Origin of the sequence: Alistipes montrealensis (genome assembly GCF_018362775.1) — a bacterium.
GTDB lineage: Bacteria > Bacteroidota > Bacteroidia > Bacteroidales > Rikenellaceae > Alistipes > Alistipes montrealensis.
In genome coordinates this window covers 235,525-260,690 of the sequence record NZ_JAGYXY010000001.1, presented here as the reverse complement: position 1 = coordinate 260,690, position 25,166 = coordinate 235,525, and the positions used below count along the sequence as shown (strand labels likewise).

Here is a 25,166-nt window from a genome sequence, read left to right as displayed (position 1 = left end):
AGGCCCTTTCTTCATTTATTGGGTGTAGCTTGGGCTACTTCTTGATATTGGGCAGTTCCAGCCCGTATTTCTTTTTCCGGTCTTCGGCCTTGAGCCATATTCCCAGCAGCATCGCCAGCACGCCGCAGGCGACGAAGATCAGCATCGGCCGCGTGTAGTCATAGGGCATACCTTCGGCGCGCCCCTCGTTGAAATATTTGAGCGCGAATCCGAAGAGCATCGGGAACAGGCACAGTCCGATGTTCTGAATCCAGAAGATCAGCGAATAGGCCGAACCCAGGTAGCGCGTCTCCACGATCTTGGGAACCGACGGCCAAAGTGCTGCCGGAACCAGCGAGAACGAAATGCCGAGCAGGACGATCGAACCGTAGGCGATGGGTTTGCTCGGGAATTCCGGGAGCACGAATGCAAAGGTCAGGTGGCATACGATCATCAGCATTGCGCCGAGAATGAGCATCGTGGCGCCTTTGCCCTTGTGGTCGAGATAACGGCCCAGGAACGGAGTAATGGCCGCCGCACCCATCGGGAACCAGCGGAAAATGTCGGCCGCAGTCTGGGCCGATACGCCGAGGTTGCTCTCCAGCATGTTCGTGGCGAAACGCTGGAAGGGGAAGATGGCCGAGTAGTAGAGCACACAGAGGAAGGCAATGATCCAGAACACTTTGCTGCTGAGGATAAACTTCAGGTCGCTGACCTTGAATTCCTCTTCGCTGCCTCCGCCGCCCCGGCTGTCGAGGCCGAGTTGCTTGTCCAGTTTGCGGTCCATGAAGGAGAAGATCACGAAGGTCAGCAGGCCGATCAGCAGCAGCAGGGTGCAGAACGCCACGGGACGCACGACCGTGGCGGGAGCCATGTTGGCCAGCCAGGGCGAAAGCGAAAAGACGGCGAAGACGCCGACGCGTGCGATGGCCATTTCGAGTCCCATGGCCAGGGCCATCTCCTTACCCTCGAACCACTTGGCGATAGCCTTCGAAACGGTGATGCCGGCCATTTCCATACCGCACCCGAAGATCATGAAGCCCAGCGACGCCAGCTTGGCCGAAGCGGGGAACGAAATCCACCACGAATTGAGCCACGCTTCGACGCCCGAACCTGCGAACAGGTCGCTCACGGCGTAGTATTTGATTGCGGCGCCGATAAACATCAGCGACGCCGACAGTTCACCCGTAAACCGCACGCCCATCTTATCGAGGATGATGCCCGCGAGAATCAGGAATCCGAAGACGTTGAGAATAAACTCCGAACTGCCGTACATGCCGAACACGTCGGGAGTCCATCCGCGCTGTGCTTCGATCATGCTCTGGAGCGGCGACATGAGGTCGACGAACATGTAGCCGAAGAACATCGTGGATGCGATGAGCACCAATGCCGTCCATCGGGCCGCAGGCGAATCGTTCAGTTTGCGTTGGATAGTTTCTACCATATTTGTTTTTGTTTGAGTTAGTTATCCAGTGATGCGTAACGTTTCAGCACCTCGTAGGCTTCGGTGATTCCGAGTTCGCCGGCTTTCGAAATGTCGAGACAGCCCTTGCGGGTGTCCTTCATGAATATCTGGATGATGCCGCGGTTGTAGTAGGCCTCGGCAAATGAGGGGTTGAGTTCGATGGCCTTCGAGTAATCCTCGAATGCCTCGGGCAGGCTGCCCGACAGGGCCAGCAGGTTACCTCGGTTATAATAGGCATAGGCGAAGTCGGGGAAGAGCTTGATGGCCTTGATCAGGTCGGCCACCGCCTCGTCGTAGCTGTACGTGCGTTTCGAATTGTTGTTCAATCGGTTGGCAGGGTCCGAGTCGATCGTGATCCGCTGGTAGGAGTTGTCGATCGACGAGATGAAGTCGATCATCTCGGCGCGCGTCGTCGAACGGTTCAGGTAGAGGAACGGGTTCGACGGGTTGAGTTCGATGGCCGACGAATAAGTGCTCACCGAGTTGGTGTACTGCTTGATGAGCGACTGTGTGACGGCGCGTTCGAAGAGCACGGTCCACGAAGGCTCGCTGGTCTTGAGTTCCTGCACATAGTGCTTGTCGAGCATCACGAGCGTATCGGGCGCGATGTTGCTTTCGCGGCACGACAGGGTAAGGTATTCGTTGTCGATGCGTTTTTTGAAGTCGTCGACACGCTGGAGGTGGTAGGGCTTGACGGCGGGAACAGAGTCGGCGCGCATCAGCGTGAACTTGAATAGCGGCAGCAGGCGCATCTCCTCGTGGCCGCCGTTGTGGCCCGTGATGCGGTCGAAGCCGCCTCCGGCGAACTTGCTGTCGAACGACAGCAGGCGGTCGAAACGCTGTGTCGTGTCGGCGTAGATCGAATAGGTACTGTCGCTCAGGCGCGACTTGTATTCGGCGATTTTCCGCTGGGCGATATTGCGGTCCTCCTTGGCTCCCTGCGGGTCGCGCAGCAACTCGCGCAGGCGGCTGCGGTAAATGTAGGCGTTGGCGAAATCGGGGTAGAGTTTGATGGCCGACGAGTAGTCCTCCACGGCGCGTTCGATCTCACCCAGTTGGGCAAAGACGCCCGCACGGTTGTAGTAAACCAGCACGTTGTTGGGCGAATAGAGCGCCACTTTGTCGTAGTCCTCCAGCGCACGGTTGTAGTCGCCGATCTGTGTGCGCAGCATCGCGCGGTTGAAATAGGTCAGCGAGTTGGTCGAATCGAGCTGGATTACCTTGTCGAAATCGGCCAGGGCCTGCATCGGACGGTTGGTCGACGAGTAGACCAATGCGCGGTTGAAATAGGAGAGTAGGTAAGCCGAGTCGCACTCGATGGCCTTGTTGAAATCCGCTTCCGCTTCCTTGTACTGCTCCTGTTGGAGGTGCAGTCCGCCGCGGCGGTTGTAGCCGTTGGGATTTTCGCGGTTGGTGCGTATCGCTGTGTTGAAATTCTCGTAGGCCCGCGTGGTGTCTTTCAGGTGCAGGTAACTCAGGCCTCGGCAGATGAATGCGTCGGCGACCTTGTTTTCCTGGCGGATGAATTTGTCGAAGTCGTCGATGGCCTCTTTGAACTGCTGGTTCAAAAGACGCGTCACGCCGCGGCTGTAATAAGGACCCGGCAGGTCGGGGCGCAGTTCGATCGCCTCGCGGAAATCCTGCAAAGCATCGTCGTAATTGCCCAGGCGCGAACGCGTAATAGCGCGGTAGGTGTAGGCTTGCGTGTAGACGGGATTCAGGCGGATGGCCGTCGAAAAATCGTCCTCGGCGCCCAGCAGGTCGTCGAGGTTGTATTTGGCGATACCACGCAGGAAGTAGCCTTCGAAAGCGTCTTCGTCGAAACGCAGCAGGGTATTCAGCGTGCGGATGGCCTCCTGGTAGTCGTTGTTCATCATGCACGACCGGCCGACCCAGAAGAAATATTCCCGGTTGTACTGTGCATAGGTTTTCGTGCCGCACAGCAGGGCGGCCCCCAATATGATTCCGGCGATGAGTTTCCGCATGCTGACTGTTTTTGCTCTTTTAACGGGCTTTTCGTGCGATTTATTATTCCTGTTCGTATCCGAATCGGCGTAACTGGCGCTCGTTGTTGCGCCAGTCGTCGCTGACCTTGACGAACAACTGGAGGAAAACCTTCTTGCCGAGGAACTGTTCCATGTCTTCGCGCGCCGTCTGGCCGACCTTCTTCAGTTTCTCGCCCTTATGGCCGATCAGGATGCCTTTCTGTGAGTCGCGGGCCACGTAAATCGTCGCGGCGATACGGTCGATCGTCGGTTCTTCCTTGTAGCTTTCGATCTCGATCTCACAGCAGTAGGGGATCTCCTTGTCGTAGAATTTGAGAATCTTCTCGCGGATGATCTCCGAAGCGAAGAAGCGCAGCGTCTTGTCCGTGAGCGTGTCCTTGGGGTAGAACGCCGGGCCTTCGGGCAGCAGGCTGAGGATGGTCTTGAACAACCCTTCGATGTTGAAATTCTCCTTGGCCGACGTGGGAACGACCTGTGCCCCGGGAATTTCGGCCTGCCATTTGTCGACCAGTGCGTCCAGGGCCTCGGGCGTCGTGAGGTCGATCTTGTTGATGACCACGATCGTCGGGATGCCGCTTTGGTTGATGCGTTCGATGATTTCGGCCGAGCGTTCGCTCCGTTCGACGGTGTCCGTCACGTAGAGGATCACGTCGGCGTCGGTCACGGCGCCCGTCACGAATTTCATCATCGACTCCTGGAGTTTGTACGAAGGTTTCAGGATGCCGGGCGTATCGGAATAGACGATCTGGAAATCTTCGCCCGAGACGATGCCCATGATGCGGTGGCGCGTGGTCTGCGCCTTCGAGGTGATGATCGAGAGTTTTTCGCCGACCAATGCGTTCATCAGCGTCGATTTACCCACGTTGGGGTTGCCGATGATATTTACGAAGCCCGATTTATGCATAGTTGATGTTGTGTCAGGGGCGTTTTTTAGCTATTACGTGCAAAGGTAACGATAAAAACAGACCCCTGCAAACGCGGGAACGATTATTTGCCCCGTAAATTTGCCGTTTGGACCGCCGGGGTTTCATTTCGGAAATTTTTCCGTTATATTTGCCGTAACCGCAATACCGAATTTATGAATATGCCGAAAATTTTCAACATGGTCTCCGGGATCGTCCTGACGATCCTGCTGATTGTCTCCTGCGGCGGAAGCTCTTCCAATGCCGGACAGGCGGTGCTGGATGCCATTTCCGCGCGCACCAGCATCCGCGCCTACCAGGACCGCCCGGTGGGCGCCGACACGGTCGAACTGTTGCTGTGCGCCGCGATGTCGGCCCCTTCGGCCCGCAACCGCCAGCCGTGGGCCTTTATCGTGGTGGATGACAAGGACTTGCTGCGGCAACTGGCCGACTCGCTGCCTTATGCGCAGAGCGCCGCTGCGGCTCCGATGGCGGTCGTGGTGTGCGGCGTGCTGACCGAGTCGCAGGGTGCGACCAATGCCGGGTGGTGGGTGCAGGATGCGGCGGCCGCTTCGGAGAACCTGCTGCTGGCGGCTCATGCCGTCGGGCTGGGGGCTGTGTGGACGGGCGTGTATTCCTACGAGGATCGCGTGCGTGCCGTCCGCAACGTGCTGGGGCTTCCCCGCCACGTCGTGCCGCTCAATGTGATACCGATCGGTTATCCGGCCGAAAATCCCGCTCCCAAGCAGAAGTGGGACCCCGCAAAGGTCCGCCGCAACGGCTGGGCCGAGTAAAAAAATCCCCGGAACGCCGTTCCGGGGATTTTTGTGTGATCGGGTTTACCGGCGCATCATGCCGCCCGGCATCTTGGGCATCTTCATGCCGCCGCCTGCCACGGCTTTCATCATCTTGCGCGTGTCGTCGAACTGCTTCATCAGTCGGTTCACGTCGGCCATCGTCGTACCCGAACCCTTGGCGATGCGTTCGCGGCGGCGGGCGTTGATGATCTCGGGGTGTTCGCGCTCCGAAGGGGTCATCGACGAGATGATCGCCTCGGTCTGCTTGAAGACATCGTCCGGAATATCCACGTTCTTGAGCATCTTGCCCATGCCCGGGAGCATCGAAGCGAGGTCCTTGAGGTTACCCATCTTCTTGATCTGCTGAATCTGCGAAATGAAGTCGTTGAAATTGAACTGGTTCTTCACCAATTTTTTCTTCAACTTCCGGGCCTCTTCCTCGTCGAACTGCTCCTGGGCGCGTTCCACGAGCGACACCACGTCGCCCATGCCCAGGATTCGGTCGGCCATACGCTCGGGGTGGAACACCTGCAAAGCGTCCATCTTCTCGCCGCTTGAAATGAACTTGAGCGGTTTGTTGACTACCGAACGGATCGAAATGGCCGCACCGCCGCGGGTGTCGCCGTCGAGCTTGGTGAGGACCACGCCGTCGAAGTCGAGGCGGTCGTTGAACTCCTTGGCAGTGTTCACGGCGTCCTGGCCCGTCATGGCGTCCACGACGAAGAGCGTCTCCGAAGGCTTCACGGCGGCCTTGATCGCCGTGATCTCCTGCATCATCGTCTCGTCCACGGCCAGACGGCCCGCGGTGTCGACGATCACTACGTTGTAATTCTTCTGCCGGGCGTATTTGATACCGTTTTCAGCGATCTGCACGGGGTTTTTGTTCCCCTCTTCGGTGTAGACTTCTACGCCGATCTGCCCGCCGAGCACCTTCAACTGGTCGATGGCCGCAGGACGGTAAACGTCGCCCGCTACGAGCAGCACCTGGCGGCCTTTCTTGCTCTTGAGCAGCGAGGCCAGTTTGCCCGAGAAAGTCGTCTTACCCGAACCCTGGAGACCCGCGATCAGGATTACCGCCGGAGTACCCTCCAGCCGGATGTCCGTGGCCGTGCCGCCCATCAGTTCGGCCAGCGCGTCGCGTACGATCTTGGTCATCATCTGGCCCGGTTTGACGGCTTTCAGCACGTCCTGGCCCAGGGCCTTCTGCTTCACCTCGTCGGTGAAAGTCTTGGCTACCTTGTAGTTGACATCGGCGTCGATCAGTGCGCGGCGAATCTCCTTGAGTGTCTCCGCGACGTTGATTTCGGTGATGCGGCCCTCGCCTTTGAGGATTTTAAACGACCGTTCGAGTTTATCTGTTAAATTTTCAAACATATACTGTGAAATTTTGCCCGCAGAGACCGTACAGGCCGGGATGCTGCGGCCGGTTTTTCTGACCTTGCCGGGCGCCGTCCGTCTGAGCCGGGATTAATTCCCGGCAAAGATAGGCAAACAGAATGAAAAAATAAAGCTTCGTGAATTAAAAATTGCCCCATGTGTCGACGTTGTGCGCTTTTTTATACCTTTGACGCCGGACCTAACCGAATTACATGCAATGAAGAGACTCCTTGTCTTCCTGCTGCTGGCTGCCGCGACCGGGACAGCCGCAGCGCAAACCCTCGTCTATCCCGGCGAGCACGAGATGCCGCCGTCCCCGAAGACGTTCGACAATGAACTGGGCGTGCGCTATGGGGCGCAAATCTATGTGGGCGACGGGCGGGGACCCGAGTTGCAGGCCTTTTCGATCGACTATGCCCGTTATAATTTTTACAACATCGGTTTCAGGACGGGGCTGAACGTCTTTATCGACGAGGACGCCAACGACTATTTCTCCGTGCCGCTGCAATTCACCTGGCGGACCAGGCACTTTCGTGCGACGGGATATGCGCTCGAAGACCGGGGATATTACTATAACCACGAATATTACCCCGACGACAGGTCGACGGACGGCAGTTATTTCCTCAATGCGTTGCTCTCGATTCTTCCTTCGGCATTCGAGGTGCATGCGGGTTTCACCCCGGGACTGATGTGCGGGCCGTTTACGACCGAAGGCTATTCGACGACCGATCCTTCGTGGCGGCCCTATACCGTCCGGCAGCGTTTCTCGTGTACGTTCGACGTAGGGGCGCGGCTGATTATTCCGATCTGGCGTTTCAACCTCTTCGGCGACTTCACCTACCATTGCTACCTGACCGACAATTTCCGCGCCGGGGAGTTTCGTCCTTCGCGTTCCTACATGGGACTGGGCGTGGGCCTGTCGTTCAATTTTTAGGGATTTTTACCGGATCAGTCCGGCCTCGTAATAGATGATGATCTGCTCGATCATCCTGTCTTCGCCGTCCTTGTCGTATTCCGATTTGAGGTTTTGGCCGAAAATTTTCGAAATTCCCTGCCAGAATCCCGCCACGAAGCCGCCGCGGAACTCCCGGAGCACTTCGTAGGCGGTGTATTCCGTTTCGCGGTCGATGAGTTTCAGCAGCACGCGGCCCTGCGTGCGGGTCATGTGCTTCAGGACAGGCGTATATTCGTCCTTGATCTCCTGGTAGATTTGCTTGATATACTCCTTCTGGGCCTTTTTGGTCGGCAGGCGGCACAGCTCCTCCTCCATCGTCGCCATCTTGGCTTTGGCGATTTTGGCAATGGGGTAGACCTTCTTCACGGCGTCCACCAGCCGGCGGTAGCGTCGCAGGTCGACCGGACGGCTGAAAACGTATACCGGCAGTATGTGGACCAGCGGAATGGAATCGCCCTTCTCGACCGTCCACTCCTGATGCCAGAAGCCACGGCCGCCCTGCGCCTGCGCTTCGGGAAGCGCCGCGACGAGTACGATGAGCAGGAAGAGCCACTTTTTCAATGTCTGTGAAATTTTGTTACCTTTGCAACTATGTCCGGGGCGGCCCTGCGGGGTTTTGCATCCGGTTTGCACAGCCTATGCGGCAAAGATAACGATTCAACCGAATAAACGAATTGCAAACGAATAATATTATGCTTGAAAAAGGACTTTCCGCCCGCAGCGCCGCAACCGTCGCTGCCGGTAATACGGCCGCCGCGATGGGTTCGGGCGACCTTGCTGTTTTCGCTACTCCCGCGATGGTGGCGCTGATGGAAAATGCCGCCATGACGGCTGTGGCTTCCGCGCTGCCCGAAGGGTCGACCACCGTCGGCGCCGAGATGAACGTCACGCATATCAAACCCTCGGGGCCGGGGGCCGAAATCACGGCGACGGCCGTGCTGACCGAGATCGAGGGGCGCAAGCTGACCTTCAACGTGGGAGCCCGTGATGCCGGGGGAATGATCGGCGAAGGCATTCACATCCGCTACATCGTCGACCGCGAAAAATTCATGGCCAAATTGGAATAAGAAAAAAGCTCCTCGCAACGAGGAGCTTTTTTTATCAGAGGCCGATCAGCATGTGTTCGAGCCAGATGACCGCGATGCCGGCCACATAGCCTGCCAGGGCCAGGAGGCTTATTTTCCGGAAATACCAGCCGAAATTGATCTTTTCGAGTCCCATCGCCACGACGCCCGCCGCCGAGCCGATGATCAGCAGGCTGCCGCCCACGCCGGCGCAGAAGGTCAGCAGATGCCAGAACAGGCCGTCCTCCACGAAATATTGTGCGAATGCCGGATCGACGCTCGCCGCCACGGCAGCGGCGTCCGCTACCGGGTACATACCCATGCAGGCCGCAACCAGCGGCACGTTGTCCACCACGGACGAGAGCAGGCCGATGGCGCCCGCGATGGTGAAGACTTCGTGTACGGTCTTGTCCAGCCAGTCGGCCATGTCGGTCAACACGCCGCCCGTTTGCAGGGCGGCTACGGCCATCAGGATGCCGAGGAAGAAGAGGATCGTCGGCATGTCGATGTGCTTCAGGGTCTTGGAAACACGCGGCTGGATCGACGCCTCCATGTTGCGGATGCTGCGCTTGCGGTCGTAGATGATTTCGGACAGCACCCACATGAATCCCAGCGACACCATCATGCCCATGTAGGGCGGCAGGCCCGTCAAGCTCTTGAATACGGGGACGAACAAGAGGCTCAGCACGCCCGTGACGAGCATGAATTTGCGCAGGCGCGGACCGATGCACTCGGGGCATCCCGTCGCAAGGGCCTTGGAGCTGACCGGTGCGGCTTCCGTGTTGTGGATGTAGCGGCAGGCGATGGCCGTGGGGATGACGACCGACACGAGACACGGCAGGAAGAGGTTGGCGACCAGATTTGCCGCCGAGACGTTGCCGCGCATCCACAGCATGATGGTCGTCACGTCGCCGATGGGCGACCATGCGCCGCCGCTGTTGGCCGCGATGACGATCACGCTGGCGAAAATCCACCGCTCCTTCTTGTTGGCGATCAGCCGTCGCAGCAGCATGACCATGATGATCGTGGTGGTCATGTTGTCCAGGGCGGCTGACATGAAAAAGGTGATGATCGCCAGCAGCCACATCAGCTTGCGCTTGTTGCGCGTGGTAATATGGTCGGTGATGACGTTGAACCCGCCGTAACTGTCTATCAGGTCCACGATGGTCATGGCCCCGATCAGGAAAACGAGGATTTCGCAGGTGTCGCCGAGCTGCTCCACCAGTTCGGACTGGATTTTGGGATCGTTGCCCAGCAGGCTGAAAACCGTCCAGATCGCTCCGGCCATCAACAGGGCGATGGCCGATTTGTCGATCCTGGTTTTGTGCTCCAACGCGATGAAGAGATAACCCACCACGAAGAGCAGAATCATTGTAGCTATCATATTTATATATTTCTTAGAAAGTCCGTTAGCCGCAAAGTTAATAAATTACCGGGCATCGCGGCTGTCGGATGGGGCATTTTTTGTGTCTCGGATTGGTTTTTGCGATTTTTTGTTTATCTTTGCACTCGCTTTCGAGCGAATGTTTGAGCTGTGGTGTAATGGTAACACAGCAGATTTTGGTTCTGTCGTTCTGGGTTCGAATCCCGGCAGCTCAACAAAAAAGGTGGTTATATAACCACCTTTTTTGTTGAATAGGACGTGTCGCCGGACTAGTTGCGCACCTTTTCGCGCACCCGGTCGGCAGCGGCCGTAACGGCTTCTTTGGCCTTGTCCGCGGCGCGGAGCACACCTTCTTTCAGTTTGTCTTCGGCTTCCGTCGCGCACTGTGTCGCATCGTCGAGTTTTTCGCCGAAAAACTCCATCGTCTCTTTGGCCTGATCGGCCGCCTGGTCGATTTTCTGGTTTTTCATAGGTTGTTGGTTTAACGAATCTTGCGGTGGGAGATGAGTGCTGCGATCCATAACAGGATGATCGAGCCGATGACGGCTGTCGCCAGGCTGGCCAGCGTACCGACGGGAACCCATCCGAAAAACGAGAAGAGCCAGCCGCCCAGCACGCCGCCGATGAGTCCGACGATCAGGTTGACGAAAAGCCCCGAGCCCCCGCCTTTGACGATCAGGTTGGCGATCCATCCGGCCGCCAGACCGATCAGCAGATACCATAAGAAATACATAGTTTTGCAATTTAGGACGCTGGATCGAGCACAAAATCCGTACCCGATTCGGCGGCCGTCTTTTATAAAGTCTTTTTCAGCGCTTTTGCCAACTGATCGGGACACGAGGTCCCGCGCCCGCGGCAGTCGATGCCTTCGAGCCGTGCGACGGCTTCCGCGGCCTTCATCCCGCGTACGAGCGCTGCGATTCCCTGCTGGTTGCCGTGGCAGCCGCCCGTAAATACGACGTTGCGGACGATGCCGTCTTCGATCTCGATGTCGATTTGCCGCGAGCAGGTTCCCAGGCAGGCGTGCGATATTTTCTGTGTCATGGAGTTACGGTTTTTCAGTTTGGTAGTGCAAAGATACAAAACTCGGAACCTTTCACAAAATGTTGAAAACTTCTGTCTCCGGAATTTTGAAAGTCGGGGAATAATGGGGACTTTTGTCATCCGCAAAGGTGTCCTCCGCCCCGGCGGGACGGAGGAGAAGAGGGAATCGGGTGCGAATCCCGGACAGTTCCCGCTGCTGTATGCACTTTATGCCGCAGGCAAATCGTCGAGCCACTGTTCCGTCGGGGACGGGAAGGCTGCCTGAGGGTCGGTGCGAGTCAGAAGACCTGCCTTTGCGCATGCGATGCGGACCCGCGGGGCAACGGGGCCGATTGTGAAACGTATATACTCAATTACAATGGATTACACGCAAATTTCCATCATTAAACGTGATGGTAAAACCGAGCCTTTCTCCTTGGAGAAAATCGTCCGCGCCATTACGAAGGCCTTTCGTGCGGGCGGCATAACGGATGAAGAGCAGGCTGTCGCACAAATCGCCTCCGATGTGGCGGCTGCGATTACGAAGGCCGAGATTTCGGTCGAAGAGATTCAGGACATGGTCGAGGAGCGGCTGATGAAGCGCAACCCTTCGATTGCCAAACGTTATATTATCTACCGGGAGTGGCGGAACGTCGAGCGCGACCGCCGTTCGTCGATCAAAGGGGTGATGGACGGCATCGTGACCGTCGAGAAAAACGATATCAACCTCTCGAATGCCAACATGTCGTCGCATACGCCTGCCGGGCAGATGATGACCTTCGCGTCGGAAATCACTAAGGATTATGCCCTGAAATACCTCGTGGGTGTGCGCCACGGTCGCGCCCACCGCGACGGGGATATTCATATCCACGACCTGGACTACTATCCCACCAAGACCACGACCTGCATCCAGTACGATCTGGGCGACATCTACGAACGGGGCTTTGCGACCAAGAACGGCTCGGTGCGCACGCCGCAGTCGATCCAGAGCTACGCCACGCTGGCCACGATCGTCTTCCAGACCAACCAAAACGAACAGCACGGCGGGCAGTCGATCCCGGCTTTCGATCATTTCATGGCTCCGGGCGTGCTGAAGACCTTCCGCAAACACCTGACCGACATGACGCTGTTCCTGTGCCAGGTAACCGGGGCGTGCGTGCCCGAACGTGCCGCGCTGAAGGCGCTTGTCGCCGAACACGTGCCGACGATCGAACCGTGCGAAGCCGCAGTGGGCCGCTTGTTCGCCGCCTTGCGCGAATCGGGCGTGGAGGTCGCCGACGAGGACATCCGCCGCATCTGGAAACAGGCCTACGACACGACGCGTAAGGAGACGCACCAGGCGATGGAGGGATTTATCCACAACCTCAATACGATGCACTCGCGCGGCGGTAACCAGGTGGTGTTCAGCTCGGTGAACTACGGTACGGACTTCTCGCCCGAAGGCCGCATGGTCATCCGCGAACTGCTCTCCGCCACGATCGAAGGCCTGGGGCACGGCGAAGTTCCGGTCTTCCCGATCCAGATTTTCAAGATCAAGGAGGGTGTTTCGTGGTCCGAGGAGGATTATGCCGCAGCCGTTAAGGATTTCGACAAGGCGCTGGCCGGGGAGATCGCGTTCAAGACTCCGAACTTCGACCTGCTGATCGAAGCGTGCCGTACGACTTCCGTGGCGCTGTTTCCCAACTTCATGTTCCTCGACGCGCCGTTCAACCGCCACGAAAAGTGGCGTATCGACGATCCCGACCGCTTCCGCTACGAGGTGGCGACGATGGGATGCCGTACGCGTGTCTTCGAGGACCTGCACGGTGAAAAATCGTCGTGGGGGCGCGGCAACCTCTCATTTACGTCGATGAACCTGCCGCGGCTGGCCATCGAGGCGATGCGCGAGGCCGAAGATATGATTCCCGACGGCAACAAACACGCAATCCGCAAGGAGGCGCGCGAAATTTTCCTCGAATCGGTGCGCAAGACCGCGACGATGATGGCCGAGCAGCTCTATGAGCGCTACCAGTTCCAGCGTACGGCACTGGCGCGGCAGTTCCCGTTCATGATGTCGAACGATGTCTGGAAGGGCGGCGGCAAGTTGCAGCCCAACGACGAGGTGGGCGACGTGCTCAAGCACGGCACGCTGGGCATCGGTTTTATCGGCGGCCACAATGCGATGGTGGCGATCTACGGCGAGGGGCATGCCGCTTCGAAGGAGGCGTGGCAGACGCTTTACGACGCTGTGGCGGTGATGAACCGTGTGGTCGATGAGTACAAGGCCAAATACGAACTCAACTATTCGGTACTGGCGACTCCGGCCGAGGGCCTGAGCGGACGCTTCACGCGCATGGACCGCAAACGTTACGGCGAGATTCCGGGCGTCACCGACCGCGACTACTACGTCAACTCGTTCCATATCGACGTACGCGAACCGGTCTCCATCGTCGAGAAAATCCGCCTCGAAGCGCCGTTCCACGCCATCACGCGCGGCGGGCATATCACCTACGTCGAACTGGACGGCGAGGCGAAGAAGAATCCCGTGGCGATCCTCAAGATCGTGAAGGTCATGCAGGACGAGGGGATCGGCTACGGCTCGATCAACCATCCGATCGACACCTGCCGCAAGTGCGGCCATCGCGGCGTGATTTACTCGAAATGCCCCGTCTGCGGTTCGGACGACATCCTGCGCATGCGCCGCATCACGGGTTACCTGACCGGCAGCCTCGAATCGTGGAACTCGGCCAAGCAGGCCGAAGAACGTGACCGGGTCAAGCACCATTAATTCCGATTCTCGCAGGCATCTTTTGCACTTCCCTTGCGGGGCGAAACAGTTACATACGTTTGTATGCTCCTGCTTCGCCCCACTTCACGAAGCCCAAAACCTGCCTGCGAGAATCAAAATTCGCAGGATCGTATCCGCCCGCCTAAAATCAAAATTCACCCGGCGGAAGGATTCTTTTTTGCCGCCATCTCCGGTTGCGTGCGATAAGTCCCCGCCTAAGGCGGGGATTTAGGGGTGGGTCGGATTTGTAAACACGGCGGGACGCCGTGAATCGAGACCAACGGAGTTGTATTCATGTTATGAAAACGCAATGGATTTATTAAGAATTATCGCCACCTACCCCGAAACCATCTCCGACGGTTACGGGCTGCGCTATGCGATCTATTTCGCGGGTTGTGCGCACCATTGCCCCGGCTGTCATAATCCCGACAGCCACGATCCCCGCCGAGGCGAGCCGCTGACCGTGGAGTGGGCCGAAAATATCTGTGCGGCGATCGCCGCGAATCCGATCCTCGACGGTGTGACGCTCAGCGGCGGCGATCCGCTGCTGCGGCCCGAACCGATGGCTGCTTTCCTGCGGCTCGTGAAGGAGCGCACGGGGCAGAACGTCTGGTGCTACACGGGTTATACGCTCGAAGAGTGCCTTGCGGACCCGGCCCGGCGGGAGTGCCTGCGGTGGATCGACACGCTGGTCGACGGACGTTATGTCGAGGCGCTGCGCGACCTGTCGCTCGACTTCCGGGGAAGTTCCAACCAGCGGATTATCGACATCGGGGCGCTGAAACTGTTCGGATAGACACAAAAAAAGAGCTGCAAATCCTTGCAGCTCTTTTTTATACGTGGGTTACCTCTACTGGCGCTGGAGGTCCGAATTGTCGGCTACGACCATGTTCTTGTCGATGCGCAGCGTGACGTTGCCGTCGACCTCGATCAGCAGGGTAGTCTCCTTGATCTCCTTCACCACACCGTAGATACCGCCGGCGGTGATGATCTTGTCGCCCTTTTTCAGCCCTTCGCGGAACGACTGCATCTGCTTGCGGCGCTTGGCCTCGGGACGCCACATGAAGAGCCAGAGAACCAGCACCATGAGGCCGATCATAATTACGAAGCTGTACTGCTGCATGAATCCCGGCTGGGGCTCTATGGGTGCTGCCTGAAGAAAATTAATCATACTGTTATTCTGTTTTAAGTGTTTATTTCAGTGAACGAAGCAAAGATACAAATTATTGCCGAATAAACAAGTATTTATTCTACATCGGCTTCGACGAGCAGCCGCAGGGGGTGCTGAGCTCCCGCCAGCATGATGTCCAGGACCTTGAGCTGCCAGCCCCGTTCGCCGCGCGAATCGAAGGTGAGTTCCACCTGGCGGGCATCGCCCGGTGCAATCGGTTGTGAATCAAATTCGAGCGTCGTGCATCCGCAGTTGCGTTGATAGGAGGTGACGGCTACGGGGCGGCTCGCGTCGTTGGCCAGCCACAGGCGCAGCACGGCGATTTCACCCGAGCCGAGGCGTCCGAAACGCACGGTGTCCGTACCTCCCGTAGTGAGAATCGAATCCGTTAGCGAGATAATCCGGCCTTTGCGTTCGACTGCGCGGGGGCGTGTGCCGCATGCCGCGGTGAGTGCCGCCAAGGTGAGAATCACGAGCGCGCGGGTCATGGACAGGCGTGGGGTTAGATCAGGCCGCGCCCGGCCTTCTTGATGCGTCCTTCCGCCGTCAGCGATTCGACGATCTTGTCCAGTACGCCGTTGATGAAGGTGCTGCTGCCCGGGGTGGAGTAGTATTTCGAAATCTCGATCCACTCGTCGAGCGTCACCTTGACCGGAACCGACGGGAACGAAGTCAGTTCGGCCATCGCCGTCCCGATGATCAGGTTGTCCATAAAGACGATACGCTCCACGTCCCAGTTCGAAGTGAATTTCTCGATGTAGTCCTGGTAGGAGGAGTAGTTGACCAGCGATTTTTCGAACAGCGTCTTGACGAACTCGGGGTCTTCGCTGCTCTTGAACTTCGCGGGAACCTTCAGTTCGGTGTGCGAAGGACGCAGGTTCGAAAGCGTGCGCAGGATCATGATCACGATATAGGGAAGGTCGTCGGTCCAGAGGATCGACATCTCTTCCAGTATGTCGTCCAGCGCTTCGCAGCTCTGCAACTCCTTGAAGAAATCTTCGAGCAGCTTCTTGTCCTCGTCGAACGAGCGCTCTTCGCGCGCCATGTAGTCTTTGTAGTATTCGCTCTCGGTGAGCTGCGTGTAGAGCGTGCGGATGAGTTCGGGATATCTTTCCCAGCCCAGTTTGCGGGCCGCCACACGGTCGTTCACGGCATCGCTGTTGGCGATGACGCGGATCACGGCGTTGTCCACGAACTTGGTGTTGGGGTTGAGGTCTTCGAATGTCGGCAGTTTTTTCTGTTTGGCCAGCTCCTGGCGTTGCTCGGCGTAACGCGCGATCTCCACGGGAAGAATCAGTATCTGGAAATAGAGGTCATAGGCCTTGTCGACGGATGCCATCAGTGTTTTTTCCGACGCCATCATGTTGTCTGCACCCGATTTGAGATGGGCGAACAGCGCCTTGACGACCTTTATACGGAGTAATCTTCTGCTCAACATTTCTTTTAGAACGATTTTAACGGCTGCAAAGGTAGTGAAAAGCAAATTAAAAATGAAAAATTAAAAATTAAAAATTAGCAATCCGGGGTAGTCGGCCATTTCGCGGGAGTTTTTGGATGTTTTTGATTTTTAATTCTTCATTCTTCATTTTTAATTCCTAATTTTGCACCCGTATGGAAGAATTGGAAGAAAAACAGCCTTTCGACGTTATCGTCATCGGGGCTGGCGCTGCGGGCATGATGGCCGCGGGCACGGCGGCGCGCAACGGCAAGCGCGTGCTGCTGATCGAAAAAATGGAGAAATCGGGCCGTAAGGTCCGCATCACCGGCAAGGGCCGCTGCAACGTCACCAACGCGCGGCCGGCCGAGGAGTTTGCCGATCAGGTGCGGGCGAACGCCGAGTTCTTCAAGGTCGCCTTCTCGGAGTTCAACAACCGGGCGGCGATCAAGTTTTTCGAACGCGCAGGCGTGAAACTCGAAATCGAGCGCGGCGACCGGGTTTTCCCCGAGAGCGGCAAAGCCTGGGACATCGCCAATGCCCTGTTGGAGTTTTGCGTCGATAACGGTGTTAAAATCATCTACAATACGCGTGTTACGGAGATCATGACCCTCGGGAGCAAAGTCTTCGGCGTGAAATATATCAACCGGCGGGGCTTCGAACGCAAGGAGGAGTGCGGGCAGGTGATCGTCTCGACGGGCGGTGTTTCGTATCCTGCGACCGGATCGACGGGCGACGGCTATACGTTCGCCGCCGATTTGGGGCATACGATCGAACCGCTGCGTCCTTCGCTGACGCCGCTCGTGACCTCGCACGCCCTGGGTCGTTCTCTCGACAAAGTGCTGTTGCGCAACGTGAAGGCGATCCTTTACGTCGATAACGAACCTGTGCGCGAGGAGTTCGGCGAGATCGGATTTTCCGAGCGCGGCATCGAAGGGGCCGTGGCGCTGCGCATGAGCCGCGATGCGGTGGACGCGCTGATCGACGAGAAGCGCGTGAAGTTGGTTCTCGACCTCAAATCTGCGCTGACCGAGGAGGTGCTGCACGAGCGTATCGCCCGTGAAATTGCCGAACTGCAACCCACGGATTTCTTCGGGGAACTGTTGCGCAAATTGGTTCCCAAGCCGCTGGTGATGCCGTTGGCGCAGGAATTGGACATCCGGGCGAATTGCTACGTCAGCAAACTCACCGAAGAGCAGATTATGCGGCTGGTCCGTACGCTCAAGGGACTGACTTTCCCGATTACGGATTATGCGCCGTTCGAATACGCCGTGGTGACGGCCGGCGGCGTGCGCTGCGACGAGGTGAATCCTTATACGATGGAGTCGCTGAAGATCAAAGGATTGTATTTTGCCGGCGAGGTGCTCGACATCGACGCCAACACGGGCGGTTATAACCTCCAGATTGCTTTCTCGACGGGCCGTCTGGCTGGAATGCTCAAACAATAGCGGTTATGAAGATCGGCGGACATCCCATTTCCATCAGGCTGCCCGGACGGGTTTCCGAACTGCGCAACCGCCTCTCCCGCGCCCGCTATTTCCGCGGCCACGGAGTCCATTCGCCGTTCGTTTACGAGATCGTGCGTCGCGTATTCATGCGCGACGGCCTGCTGCCCGGCGACCGGGCTTTGTACGAAGCCCTGCTTGCTGCGGGCGTTTCCCGCCGCCGTGCCGTGCAGTTGCAAAACCTGATGATTCATTGCGGTTACACGACCTTTGGCGTGAATCGTGCGGATGCGGAACTCTGCATCGCAACGCGCGACCTGCCGCGGGCCGCAACGCTCGCCCTGGTGCGTGCGGCGGCTGAAGCGGGACATACCGTGGCGCTGATGTCGCCTTACGACGGCTGCGAACGCCAGGCGTTGTGCGGACAGATCGTCGCGGGACACTCTTCGACGACGGTCGACAACCTCGGTTATCTGCTGATTTTCAACAACCATTTGCCGAAACAACATTTCAGGATATGAAAGTATACACGAAAACGGGAGACAAGGGGATGACTTCGCTCATCGGCGGTGAGCGGGTCTTCAAAACCGACGAACGGGTCGAAGCCTACGGCTCGGTGGATGAACTGGCGGCTTTCACGGCGCTGCTGGCCGACAACATGCGTGCCGATGCTGCGCTGACGGTCGATGTCGACGACCTGAACCGCATTCTTTCGCGGCTGATGTCGGTCGAGGCCCTGCTGGCAGTGGGCGAGTCGGGGAGCGACAAGGTCGCCCCGCTGGCTCCGGAGACTATTTCGTGGCTCGAAGAGCGTATCGACGCCCTGCAGGAGAGTCTCAAACCGATCGACAAATTCACGATTCCCGGCGGAAACGCCGTCGTGTCGATGTGCCACGTCTGCCGCACAGTCTGCCGCCGCGCCGAACGCGCTGCGCTCCGCGCCGACGCCAAATATGGCGTCGATCCCACGGTGCTGGTCTGGCTCAACCGCCTCTCGGATTATTTCTACCTGTTGGGACGCTCGCTTACGGCCCGTTATGCCGTGGAGGAAGTATTGTGGATTCCCTGACTTCTGACTCCGGGAAATGCTAAAACGACGGCGGAATGATTCTCAGATCGTTCCGCCGTCGTTTTTAACTTTATTATTCTGAGGCGATTATCCTCAAAATTCTTTTTAGTACTCTTCCTCGTTGAAGAAGAAGTCGTCTTTGGAGGGGTAGTCGGGCCAGATATCTTCGATGGATTCGTAGATTTCGCCTTCGTCTTCTATCTCCTGCAGATTTTCGAGCACTTCAAGCGGCGCACCCGAACGTACCGCATAGTCAATTAATTCATCTTTTGTCGCGGGCCAGGGAGCATCCTCGAGCTTCGATGCCAGTTCAAGCGTCCAATACATAGTCACAATTTTTTAAGTTCCCAATAATCAACGGATTAGTAGCCTCAAAGGGTTGCTAGCCCGTTATGACTAGTTTGCAAAAGTATAAAAAAAACGAGAAAAACAAAGAAAAATCATCAAAACATCGTATATATATTGCTACATCGTTAGTAATCACTGTATTATGGAATGTAATAACCCGGCGGTAAATTGCCGCAAAAGGTTTTAGTCCTTTTAATAAAGGTATTCGTGGAATTGTATCATTGCCGGGGTTGATGGACCCGGTTCGGCCGGATATAGTTCGGCGCTGTTTTGCAGACTTATTTTTTTATCGTACTTTTGTTACAATTCGAAACCTTGATTGTTCTTTAACTGAAACCCGAAAACTGAAACCCGATGACCCGAACTTACCGTTTTTTCCTGCCGCTTCTGTTTTGCCTGGCGGCGCCCTCCCTTGCCGGGGCCCAAACCCGCTGGGAGATTGTTCCCGACAGCACGGCTATTGTGTGGAACGTCCGCGAGGGCGATTCGCACCGGGACCATATCGAAATGAGCGGCCTGAAGATTTCCGCCGTCCTGCGCTACGGAGTCGAAGCCGACGGTAGTTTCCGGCTCGACCGCAGTATCGTGTGGCCGATGCTGCGCACTGTTCCCAACAATACGCACGGTTCGCTGATGCGGCGTTTCGGGTGGGATATTCCCCGGATGATCACGGTCAACGAGGCCCTTTTGCAGCAGGAGAGAGTGCGCCGGATCGTGCTCGACGGCACAATGACCGTCGAGAGCGACTGGACCGCCGCCAAGGGCACGCTTTCGCTGACGCGTATCCTGTTCCCCTCGGTCGATGCCGCTGCTTTCTGCGAAAAATATATTCTGAAAAATACGGGTAAAAACCCGCTTTACGTCGAAATTCCCCGAGCCCGTTCGGTAATCCGGACGGAGCCTGCGAAGGGCGTGGAGGGGAGCTATGAACTGGTTGCCGAGATTTGCGGCGACACGGCGCTGATGCTCGCCCCGCAGGCGGAGGTGGCTTTCGAAGCCTTTTTCAGCGGCCGCAAGCCCGCTGAACAGGCTTTGGCGCTAAGCGCTGACGCCGAACATGCCAAACGCCGTGCATTGGTCGCGGAATGGCAGCGCAACCTGGTGTTGAAAACTCCCGATCCGGTGATCGACGCCATGTTCGCCTTTGCGAAAATCCGTGCTGCCGAAAGCATTTACGACACCAAAGGCGGCCTGATGCACGGTCCCGGCGGAGAACGTTACTATGCGGCGATCTGGGCCAACGACCAGGCCGAATATATCAATCCGTTCTTTCCCTTCCTGGGTTACGAGAAGGGCGATCGCTCGGCGCTCTGTTCGTTCGAGCATTTTGCCCGTTATATGAACCCCGATTACCGTCCGATTCCCAGTTCGATCGTCGCCGAGGGGGACAGTTTCTGGAATGGCGCCGGTGACCGCGGCGATGCAGCCATGATCGCTTACGGTGCAGCCCGTTATGCGCTGGCGCGCGGCGACGCCGCCGAAGCGGCCCGGGTATGGCCGCTTGTGGAGTGGTGTCTGGAATACTGCCGCCGCCAACTGACCGGCGACGGCGTCGTGGCCTCCGATGCGGACGAACTGGAAGGCCGTTTCCCGGCCGGAGATGCCAATCTGTGCACCTCGTCGCTCTATTACGATGCGTTGCTTTCGGCCTCGATGCTGGGGCGTGAACTGCATAAGCCTGCCGGACAACTGGCTGCGTATAAACGCGAAGCCGCTGCCCTGCGGAAGAATATCGACCGCCATTTCGGCGGAATGGTCGAAGGATTCGACACCTACCGTTATTATACGGGCAACGATCTGCTGCGTGCGTGGATCTGCATTCCGCTGACCGTTGGTATCGACGAGCGCAAGGAAGCGACCATTGAAGCGCTCTTTTCCCCGAAACTGTGGACCGATAACGGCCTGCTGACCCAGTCGGGCGACAAAACGTTCTGGGACCGTTCGACGCTTTATGCACTGCGCGGCGTCTATGCCTCGGGCGCGACCGAAAAGGCGACCGATTACCTTTCTTATTATTCCCGGGCGCGCCTGTTGGGCGACCACGTTCCCTACGCTATCGAAGCGTGGCCCGAAGGCGCCCAGCGCCACCTGTCGGCCGAGAGCGGACTCTACTGCCGCATCCTGACCGAAGGGGTGTTCGGAATCCGTCCGACGGGCCTCCGGTCGTTCACGATGACGCCGCGCCTGCCCGCCGCATGGGACCACATGAACCTGCGCAACGTTCGGGCGTTCGGTTCGGCGTTCGACATCGAAGTCCGCCGTGCGGCGAAGGGGCTGGATGTCTCGGTGACGCAAGGAGGTAAAATCCTCGTCCGCAAGACGATTCGCGCAGGGCAGAGCCTCGGGGTGAAGTTGAAATAAACGAAAAGGAAGGTTTTTGAAAACCTCCCTTTTTTATTTCGTTGCGACGTAAAACAGGTCGAAGCACTTGTCGCCGACTGGCTCGACGGCGTAGTCGTCCATGCGGATCGAGGTCGTCAGGCCGGTGTTCTTTTCGAGGAGCTTGCGGCGGTTCATCCGGTTGAGGATGTCGTAGGGGAGTTGCAGCATCCAGCGCGGCAGGCGGTGCTGCAGGTCGAGGATGTCGAAACGGGTGAAACGTTCGACGCTGCGGCGGTTCTCTTCGTAATAGTCCATTACTTTCTTATTGCCGAAGACTCCGAGGGTTTCGACTTCCGAAAACCGGGTGGCGAGCAGCCTGCGCAACTGCTCGGGCGTGTACTCGCGTACGTGCCACGGGTTGCGGGTGAGCGACATCGGGGCGTTGGGGGTCGTCACGATGAAGCGGCCGCCCGGACGCAGCACCCGGTATACTTCGCGCACGAAAAATGCGTCGCGTTTGATATGTTCGATTACCTGGAATGAAATCACGCAGTCGAAACTCTCGCCCGGAAAATCCAGCGGCGGAACCACGGCCCGACGGAACTCGACGTTGGCGTGGTCGAGCAATTCCGGGGCAGGAGCGTGCTTGTCGATGGTGACGAACCGCCGGGCCTGGGGCGCCACGACTTCGATGCCGTAGCCGGCTCCGGTCCCGATTTCGAGCACTTCGCCCGCGATGCGTTCGGCGGCGGCGTGGTAGGCCAGCAGCGAACGCTGGAATACGAAATTGTCCGAGGCTTCGGCCGAAACGCGTTCGGCGGTGTTAATCTTCGCCATGTTCCCGGATTTTTATGCCTTTTTCGCCGATTTCGACCTCTCCGCGTTTGAGGAGCATGCCCAGCGAACGTTTGAATACTTTCTTGCTGGTTCCCGTCAGGCGCGTCACCTCTTCGGGAGCGCTGTCGTCGTTCAGGGGCAGGAAGCCGCCGTTGTCGCGGATCAGTTGAAGCAATACCTCCGCGGAGTCCTTCACCTGCGCGAATCCCGTCTGCTGGAGGCTTACATCGATGCGGTTGTCTTCGGTGATGCGGCTTACATAGCCCTTCAGGCGGTCGCCGACGGCTACGGGGCGGAAAATCTGGTTGCGGTAGATCATGCCCCAGTGACGGTTTTCGATAATCACCCGGAAGCCGATTTCACTCTCCGAAGCCACCAGCAGCGATACCTCCTGCCGGGGTTTCACCGTAATCAGGTCGTTGTTGATAAAACTTTTGAGTTTGGTCGTGGCTACGCAGCGGCCCGTGATGTTGTCCTCGTAGAGGTAGACGATGTAGCTGTGTCCGGGCAGGATGCCGCCCTGCTGGTTACGGTTGGGAAGGAAGAGGTCCTTGCCGTGGAGTCCCCAGTCGAGGAAAGCCCCGTGGGCCGTCTTGTCCACTACGCGCAGGTAGCCCGCTTCGCCTTCGCGCAGCAGCGGCGTTTCGGTAGTCGCCACGAGGCGGTCCTCCGAATCGTGGTAAAGGAAAACCTCCTTCGCATCGCCGGCCTTGTCCGTCAGCGAGGTGTAGCGGTTGGGAAGCAGAACTTCGTTCTGCTCCTCGTCGGCGAGGTATAGTCCGTATTCCGATACGCGGCTTACGGTGAGGGTTTGTGTGCGTCCTGCTCTGAGCATTGTCGTCCTGGATGAATTAATACGGTGCAAAAGTACGTTTATTTTCCTCCGAATCCAAACTTCGCAGGCCGCTTCGGCGGAGGATGTGGTCCATTTGGCCGGTTGCAGAACGAAAGTTTTGCGGATTGGCCGAAAAACGTTATCTTTACAAAACGTAAAATTCGCTCGAAATGATGAACTTCCGCCGATTCCTGGCCCTGCTCTGGGTTGGATTGCTGGCTGCGGCCGCGGTGTGCGCCCAGCCCGTCAGTACGCTTTACGACAAGGCCGAATACCGCATCGCCATGCGCGACAGCGTGCACCTGCACACCACCGTCTTCACGCCCAAGGCTCCCGGCAAGGCCCCGATGATTATTTTTCGTACCCCTTACGGTACAGGACCTTACGGCGAAGGCCGGTTCCCCGGCGGGTTCGAGACGGGTTACATGCGCAGCTATGTCGACCGCGGTTATATCATCGTCCAGCAGGATGTCCGGGGACGCTACATGAGCGAAGGCGAGTTCATGCACATCCGCCCTGCGGGTTTCGGCGATGTCGATGAGACGACGGACAGCTTCGACACGGTGGACTGGCTGGTGAAGCATATCCCCGGCAACAATGGCCGCGTGGGTTTCGCCGGGGCCTCCTATCCGGGTTTTTACGCCCTGATGGGCGGACTGAGCGGCCATCCTGCCGTGAAGGCCGTATCGCCGCAGGCTCCTGTCACCGACTGGTATATGGGCGACGACGTACACCACAACGGCGTGCTGATGCTGAGCGATGCCGTGCGTTTCCTCAATTCGATGAACACCCCTCCGGGACATACGCCGACGGACCAGATGCCGAAACGCCCGCTGACGACTGCCCCCGACGACCGTACGTTCTTTCTCGAACAGTATCCGACGCTGGCCGACCTGACGAAGCTGTTGGCTCCCAACGCTTTCTGGGACGAGATCGCCCGGCATCCCGACTACGACGAGTGGTGGCGGGCACGCGATACCCGCCGGGCCTGCTACAACATCCGTCCTGCGATGCTCGTCGTGGGCGGTACGTACGACGCCGAGGATTGCTATGGGGCCTGGAGCCTTTATAAAGCCGTGCTGCGGCAGAGCGCCCGGACCCCGCTTCACCTGGTCGTAGGGCCGTGGGCGCACGGGGCATGGCGCGGCGACGGCCGTTCGCTGGGCGATTTCAACTTCGGCGAGGAGGCCTCCGGGGCTTACTACATGGAGCATTTCGAAGCTCCCTTCTTCGACTGTTACCTCTGGGCGCGCGATACGGTCGACCGCCTGCCGCCCGTGGCGGTTTTCTCCTCGGGCGACAACCGCTGGCGCACGTTCGAGCGGTGGACGCCTCCGCAGGCCGATAAACTGACTCTCTATCTGACCGAAGGGGGCCGTATAGCCACGCAAAAACCGACGGCCAAAGCTTCGTCGACGAGTTATACCTCCGATCCTTCCGATCCCGTGCCGTACATCGCGACTCCCGGTACGCGGCGGCCCAAGGAGTATATGATTGCCGACCAGCGGTTCCTCGAAGGGCGCAACGACGTGCTGACGTTCGTGACCGAGCCGCTTAGGGAGGATATGACCCTCGCCGGTCCGGTCGAGGCGGCGCTGGAAGTGGCGCTTTCGACCACCGACGCCGATTTTATCGTGAAACTGATCGATGTTTTCCCCGAAGAGGGCGAAAAGGCGGGCATGCAGATGCTCGTCCGCGGCGACGTGGCGCGCGGCCGTTACCGCGACGGTTTCGCACGGCCGAAAGCCTTCGTGCCGGGCAAGCCCGAGACCGTGCCGCTGCGTACGACCGACATCGCCCACACTTTCCGCGCCGGACACCGCATCATGGTGCAGGTGCAGAGTTCGTGGTTCCCGCTCACGGAGCGCAATCCCCAGCAGTTCGTCGACCTGTGGAGCTGTGCCGCGTCGGACTTCGTACCCTGCCGGGTGACGCTCTTCCACCAGCGCGACCGCGCTTCGTCGGTTACCGTCTATAAACTCTGA

25 protein-coding genes, 1 tRNA gene and 1 riboswitch are annotated in these 25,166 nt (G+C 58.0%); of the genes, 11 read left to right on the top strand and 15 right to left on the bottom strand.

Annotated elements, in window-relative coordinates:
* Nucleotides 1–34: 34 nt before the first annotated feature.
* Genes KG007_RS01070 through era form a run of 3 tightly spaced genes read right to left on the bottom strand, consistent with a single transcriptional unit; the run spans nt 35 to nt 4,354 of the window.
* Nucleotides 35–1,423: an MFS transporter gene (locus KG007_RS01070; RefSeq protein ID WP_195458159.1), complete on the bottom strand. Its 1,389-nt coding sequence runs from the start codon at nt 1,421–1,423 to the stop codon at nt 35–37.
* Between the two features lie 17 nt (nt 1,424–1,440).
* The gene (locus KG007_RS01065; RefSeq protein ID WP_213346977.1) at nt 1,441–3,429 is read right to left on the bottom strand and encodes a tetratricopeptide repeat protein; all 1,989 of its coding nucleotides are present in this window, start codon (nt 3,427–3,429) and stop codon (nt 1,441–1,443) included.
* Nucleotides 3,430–3,472: 43 nt separating this feature from the next.
* The gene (era, locus tag KG007_RS01060) at nt 3,473–4,354 is read right to left on the bottom strand and encodes a GTPase Era (protein WP_195458157.1); all 882 of its coding nucleotides are present in this window, start codon (nt 4,352–4,354) and stop codon (nt 3,473–3,475) included.
* 174 nt (nt 4,355–4,528) lie between these two features.
* Here era and KG007_RS01055 point away from each other — a divergent pair, with 174 nt between their 5' ends.
* On the top strand, nt 4,529–5,146 hold the full coding sequence (locus tag KG007_RS01055; protein ID WP_213346975.1) for a nitroreductase family protein: 618 nt from the start codon (nt 4,529–4,531) through the stop codon (nt 5,144–5,146).
* Nucleotides 5,147–5,191: 45 nt separating this feature from the next.
* Here KG007_RS01055 and ffh read toward each other — a convergent pair whose 3' ends face one another.
* Complete coding sequence (gene ffh, locus KG007_RS01050; RefSeq protein ID WP_213346973.1) at nt 5,192–6,523, bottom strand: signal recognition particle protein; 1,332 nt, start codon at nt 6,521–6,523, stop codon at nt 5,192–5,194.
* A gap of 220 nt (nt 6,524–6,743) precedes the next feature.
* Here ffh and KG007_RS01045 point away from each other — a divergent pair, with 220 nt between their 5' ends.
* Complete coding sequence (locus KG007_RS01045) at nt 6,744–7,460, top strand: hypothetical protein (RefSeq protein WP_213346971.1); 717 nt, start codon at nt 6,744–6,746, stop codon at nt 7,458–7,460.
* A gap of 6 nt (nt 7,461–7,466) precedes the next feature.
* On the opposite strand, the gene KG007_RS01040 is transcribed toward KG007_RS01045, so the two are convergent.
* Nucleotides 7,467–8,042 carry a DUF4294 domain-containing protein gene (locus KG007_RS01040; RefSeq protein WP_195458153.1) on the bottom strand — a complete coding sequence of 192 codons (576 nt, stop codon included), beginning with the start codon at nt 8,040–8,042 and terminating at the stop codon, nt 7,467–7,469.
* A 131-nt stretch (nt 8,043–8,173) separates the two neighbouring features.
* Here KG007_RS01040 and KG007_RS01035 point away from each other — a divergent pair, with 131 nt between their 5' ends.
* The gene (locus KG007_RS01035) at nt 8,174–8,548 is read left to right on the top strand and encodes a thioesterase family protein (RefSeq protein WP_195458152.1); all 375 of its coding nucleotides are present in this window, start codon (nt 8,174–8,176) and stop codon (nt 8,546–8,548) included.
* Nucleotides 8,549–8,582: 34 nt separating this feature from the next.
* Here KG007_RS01035 and nhaD read toward each other — a convergent pair whose 3' ends face one another.
* Nucleotides 8,583–9,929 carry a sodium:proton antiporter NhaD gene (gene nhaD, locus KG007_RS01030; RefSeq protein WP_195458151.1) on the bottom strand — a complete coding sequence of 449 codons (1,347 nt, stop codon included), beginning with the start codon at nt 9,927–9,929 and terminating at the stop codon, nt 8,583–8,585.
* Nucleotides 9,930–10,073: 144 nt separating this feature from the next.
* On the opposite strand from nhaD, the gene KG007_RS01025 reads away from it, so the two are divergent.
* Nucleotides 10,074–10,144, top strand: a tRNA-Gln gene (locus KG007_RS01025).
* 54 nt (nt 10,145–10,198) lie between these two features.
* On the opposite strand, the gene KG007_RS01020 is transcribed toward KG007_RS01025, so the two are convergent.
* From KG007_RS01020 to KG007_RS01010, 3 genes are all read right to left on the bottom strand, one after another.
* Complete coding sequence (locus tag KG007_RS01020; RefSeq protein WP_213346969.1) at nt 10,199–10,399, bottom strand: hypothetical protein; 201 nt, start codon at nt 10,397–10,399, stop codon at nt 10,199–10,201.
* Between the two features lie 11 nt (nt 10,400–10,410).
* Entirely contained in the window at nt 10,411–10,662 is a 252-nt protein-coding gene (locus tag KG007_RS01015) for a GlsB/YeaQ/YmgE family stress response membrane protein (protein WP_195458149.1), read from the bottom strand.
* Between the two features lie 62 nt (nt 10,663–10,724).
* Nucleotides 10,725–10,973 (bottom strand): TIGR03905 family TSCPD domain-containing protein, encoded by a 249-nt coding sequence (locus KG007_RS01010; protein ID WP_195458148.1) that lies wholly within the window; start codon nt 10,971–10,973, stop codon nt 10,725–10,727.
* A 109-nt stretch (nt 10,974–11,082) separates the two neighbouring features.
* Nucleotides 11,083–11,282, top strand: a riboswitch (cobalamin riboswitch).
* A gap of 49 nt (nt 11,283–11,331) precedes the next feature.
* Here KG007_RS01010 and KG007_RS01005 point away from each other — a divergent pair.
* A complete protein-coding gene (locus KG007_RS01005) occupies nt 11,332–13,719 on the top strand; it encodes an anaerobic ribonucleoside triphosphate reductase (protein ID WP_213346967.1) in 2,388 nt (795 codons plus the stop codon).
* Between the two features lie 310 nt (nt 13,720–14,029).
* Nucleotides 14,030–14,515, top strand: coding sequence for an anaerobic ribonucleoside-triphosphate reductase activating protein (gene nrdG, locus KG007_RS01000; protein WP_213346965.1), 486 nt, complete (start codon nt 14,030–14,032; stop codon nt 14,513–14,515).
* A 54-nt stretch (nt 14,516–14,569) separates the two neighbouring features.
* On the opposite strand, the gene yajC is transcribed toward nrdG, so the two are convergent.
* The 3 genes from yajC to KG007_RS00985 form a co-directional block, all read right to left on the bottom strand.
* Entirely contained in the window at nt 14,570–14,890 is a 321-nt protein-coding gene (gene yajC, locus KG007_RS00995) for a preprotein translocase subunit YajC (RefSeq protein ID WP_195458145.1), read from the bottom strand.
* A 74-nt stretch (nt 14,891–14,964) separates the two neighbouring features.
* Nucleotides 14,965–15,378 carry a DUF1573 domain-containing protein gene (locus KG007_RS00990; protein ID WP_213346963.1) on the bottom strand — a complete coding sequence of 138 codons (414 nt, stop codon included), beginning with the start codon at nt 15,376–15,378 and terminating at the stop codon, nt 14,965–14,967.
* 14 nt (nt 15,379–15,392) lie between these two features.
* A complete protein-coding gene (locus KG007_RS00985) occupies nt 15,393–16,328 on the bottom strand; it encodes a transcription antitermination protein NusB (RefSeq protein ID WP_213346961.1) in 936 nt (311 codons plus the stop codon).
* Nucleotides 16,329–16,501: 173 nt separating this feature from the next.
* On the opposite strand from KG007_RS00985, the gene KG007_RS00980 reads away from it, so the two are divergent.
* From KG007_RS00980 to KG007_RS00970, 3 genes are read left to right on the top strand one after another with little or no spacing between them, the layout of a single operon-like run.
* A complete protein-coding gene (locus tag KG007_RS00980) occupies nt 16,502–17,773 on the top strand; it encodes a BaiN/RdsA family NAD(P)/FAD-dependent oxidoreductase (RefSeq protein ID WP_213346959.1) in 1,272 nt (423 codons plus the stop codon).
* A 5-nt stretch (nt 17,774–17,778) separates the two neighbouring features.
* Nucleotides 17,779–18,291 carry a hypothetical protein gene (locus KG007_RS00975; RefSeq protein WP_213346957.1) on the top strand — a complete coding sequence of 171 codons (513 nt, stop codon included), beginning with the start codon at nt 17,779–17,781 and terminating at the stop codon, nt 18,289–18,291.
* A complete protein-coding gene (locus KG007_RS00970) occupies nt 18,288–18,839 on the top strand; it encodes a cob(I)yrinic acid a,c-diamide adenosyltransferase (protein WP_213346955.1) in 552 nt (183 codons plus the stop codon). The genes KG007_RS00975 and KG007_RS00970 overlap by 4 nt, the downstream gene beginning before the upstream one ends.
* A 105-nt stretch (nt 18,840–18,944) precedes the next feature.
* Here KG007_RS00970 and KG007_RS00965 read toward each other — a convergent pair whose 3' ends face one another.
* Nucleotides 18,945–19,166: a DUF2795 domain-containing protein gene (locus KG007_RS00965; protein WP_009597992.1), complete on the bottom strand. Its 222-nt coding sequence runs from the start codon at nt 19,164–19,166 to the stop codon at nt 18,945–18,947.
* A gap of 375 nt (nt 19,167–19,541) precedes the next feature.
* Here KG007_RS00965 and KG007_RS00960 point away from each other — a divergent pair, with 375 nt between their 5' ends.
* Complete coding sequence (locus KG007_RS00960) at nt 19,542–21,548, top strand: hypothetical protein (protein ID WP_213346953.1); 2,007 nt, start codon at nt 19,542–19,544, stop codon at nt 21,546–21,548.
* A 33-nt stretch (nt 21,549–21,581) separates the two neighbouring features.
* Here KG007_RS00960 and KG007_RS00955 read toward each other — a convergent pair whose 3' ends face one another.
* Nucleotides 21,582–22,346, bottom strand: a complete 765-nt coding sequence (locus tag KG007_RS00955; protein ID WP_213346952.1) for a class I SAM-dependent methyltransferase — start codon at nt 22,344–22,346, stop codon at nt 21,582–21,584.
* Nucleotides 22,333–23,181 carry a CvfB family protein gene (locus KG007_RS00950; protein ID WP_195458138.1) on the bottom strand — a complete coding sequence of 283 codons (849 nt, stop codon included), beginning with the start codon at nt 23,179–23,181 and terminating at the stop codon, nt 22,333–22,335. The genes KG007_RS00955 and KG007_RS00950 overlap by 14 nt, the downstream gene beginning before the upstream one ends.
* A 173-nt stretch (nt 23,182–23,354) precedes the next feature.
* Between KG007_RS00950 and KG007_RS00945 the strand changes: the two genes are divergently transcribed.
* Nucleotides 23,355–25,166 (top strand): CocE/NonD family hydrolase, encoded by a 1,812-nt coding sequence (locus tag KG007_RS00945; protein ID WP_213347331.1) that lies wholly within the window; start codon nt 23,355–23,357, stop codon nt 25,164–25,166.

Bases quoted from the DNA above. Each gene is read 5' to 3' on its own strand.
- KG007_RS01070 (WP_195458159.1), bottom strand. From the start codon at position 1,423: ATGGTAGAAACTATCCAACGCAAACTGAACGATTCGCCTGCGGCCCGA.
- KG007_RS01065 (WP_213346977.1), bottom strand. From the start codon at position 3,429: ATGCGGAAACTCATCGCCGGAATCATATTGGGGGCCGCCCTGCTGTGC.
- era (WP_195458157.1), bottom strand. From the start codon at position 4,354: ATGCATAAATCGGGCTTCGTAAATATCATCGGCAACCCCAACGTGGGT.
- KG007_RS01055 (WP_213346975.1), top strand. From the start codon at position 4,529: ATGAATATGCCGAAAATTTTCAACATGGTCTCCGGGATCGTCCTGACG.
- ffh (WP_213346973.1), bottom strand. From the start codon at position 6,523: ATGTTTGAAAATTTAACAGATAAACTCGAACGGTCGTTTAAAATCCTC.
- KG007_RS01045 (WP_213346971.1), top strand. From the start codon at position 6,744: ATGAAGAGACTCCTTGTCTTCCTGCTGCTGGCTGCCGCGACCGGGACA.
- KG007_RS01035 (WP_195458152.1), top strand. From the start codon at position 8,174: ATGCTTGAAAAAGGACTTTCCGCCCGCAGCGCCGCAACCGTCGCTGCC.
- nhaD (WP_195458151.1), bottom strand. From the start codon at position 9,929: ATGATAGCTACAATGATTCTGCTCTTCGTGGTGGGTTATCTCTTCATC.
- KG007_RS01020 (WP_213346969.1), bottom strand. From the start codon at position 10,399: ATGAAAAACCAGAAAATCGACCAGGCGGCCGATCAGGCCAAAGAGACG.
- KG007_RS01015 (WP_195458149.1), bottom strand. From the start codon at position 10,662: ATGTATTTCTTATGGTATCTGCTGATCGGTCTGGCGGCCGGATGGATC.
- KG007_RS01010 (WP_195458148.1), bottom strand. From the start codon at position 10,973: ATGACACAGAAAATATCGCACGCCTGCCTGGGAACCTGCTCGCGGCAA.
- KG007_RS01005 (WP_213346967.1), top strand. From the start codon at position 11,332: ATGGATTACACGCAAATTTCCATCATTAAACGTGATGGTAAAACCGAG.
- nrdG (WP_213346965.1), top strand. From the start codon at position 14,030: ATGGATTTATTAAGAATTATCGCCACCTACCCCGAAACCATCTCCGAC.
- yajC (WP_195458145.1), bottom strand. From the start codon at position 14,890: ATGATTAATTTTCTTCAGGCAGCACCCATAGAGCCCCAGCCGGGATTC.
- KG007_RS00990 (WP_213346963.1), bottom strand. From the start codon at position 15,378: ATGACCCGCGCGCTCGTGATTCTCACCTTGGCGGCACTCACCGCGGCA.
- KG007_RS00985 (WP_213346961.1), bottom strand. From the start codon at position 16,328: ATGTTGAGCAGAAGATTACTCCGTATAAAGGTCGTCAAGGCGCTGTTC.
- KG007_RS00980 (WP_213346959.1), top strand. From the start codon at position 16,502: ATGGAAGAATTGGAAGAAAAACAGCCTTTCGACGTTATCGTCATCGGG.
- KG007_RS00975 (WP_213346957.1), top strand. From the start codon at position 17,779: ATGAAGATCGGCGGACATCCCATTTCCATCAGGCTGCCCGGACGGGTT.
- KG007_RS00970 (WP_213346955.1), top strand. From the start codon at position 18,288: ATGAAAGTATACACGAAAACGGGAGACAAGGGGATGACTTCGCTCATC.
- KG007_RS00965 (WP_009597992.1), bottom strand. From the start codon at position 19,166: ATGTATTGGACGCTTGAACTGGCATCGAAGCTCGAGGATGCTCCCTGG.
- KG007_RS00960 (WP_213346953.1), top strand. From the start codon at position 19,542: ATGACCCGAACTTACCGTTTTTTCCTGCCGCTTCTGTTTTGCCTGGCG.
- KG007_RS00955 (WP_213346952.1), bottom strand. From the start codon at position 22,346: ATGGCGAAGATTAACACCGCCGAACGCGTTTCGGCCGAAGCCTCGGAC.
- KG007_RS00950 (WP_195458138.1), bottom strand. From the start codon at position 23,181: ATGCTCAGAGCAGGACGCACACAAACCCTCACCGTAAGCCGCGTATCG.
- KG007_RS00945 (WP_213347331.1), top strand. From the start codon at position 23,355: ATGAACTTCCGCCGATTCCTGGCCCTGCTCTGGGTTGGATTGCTGGCT.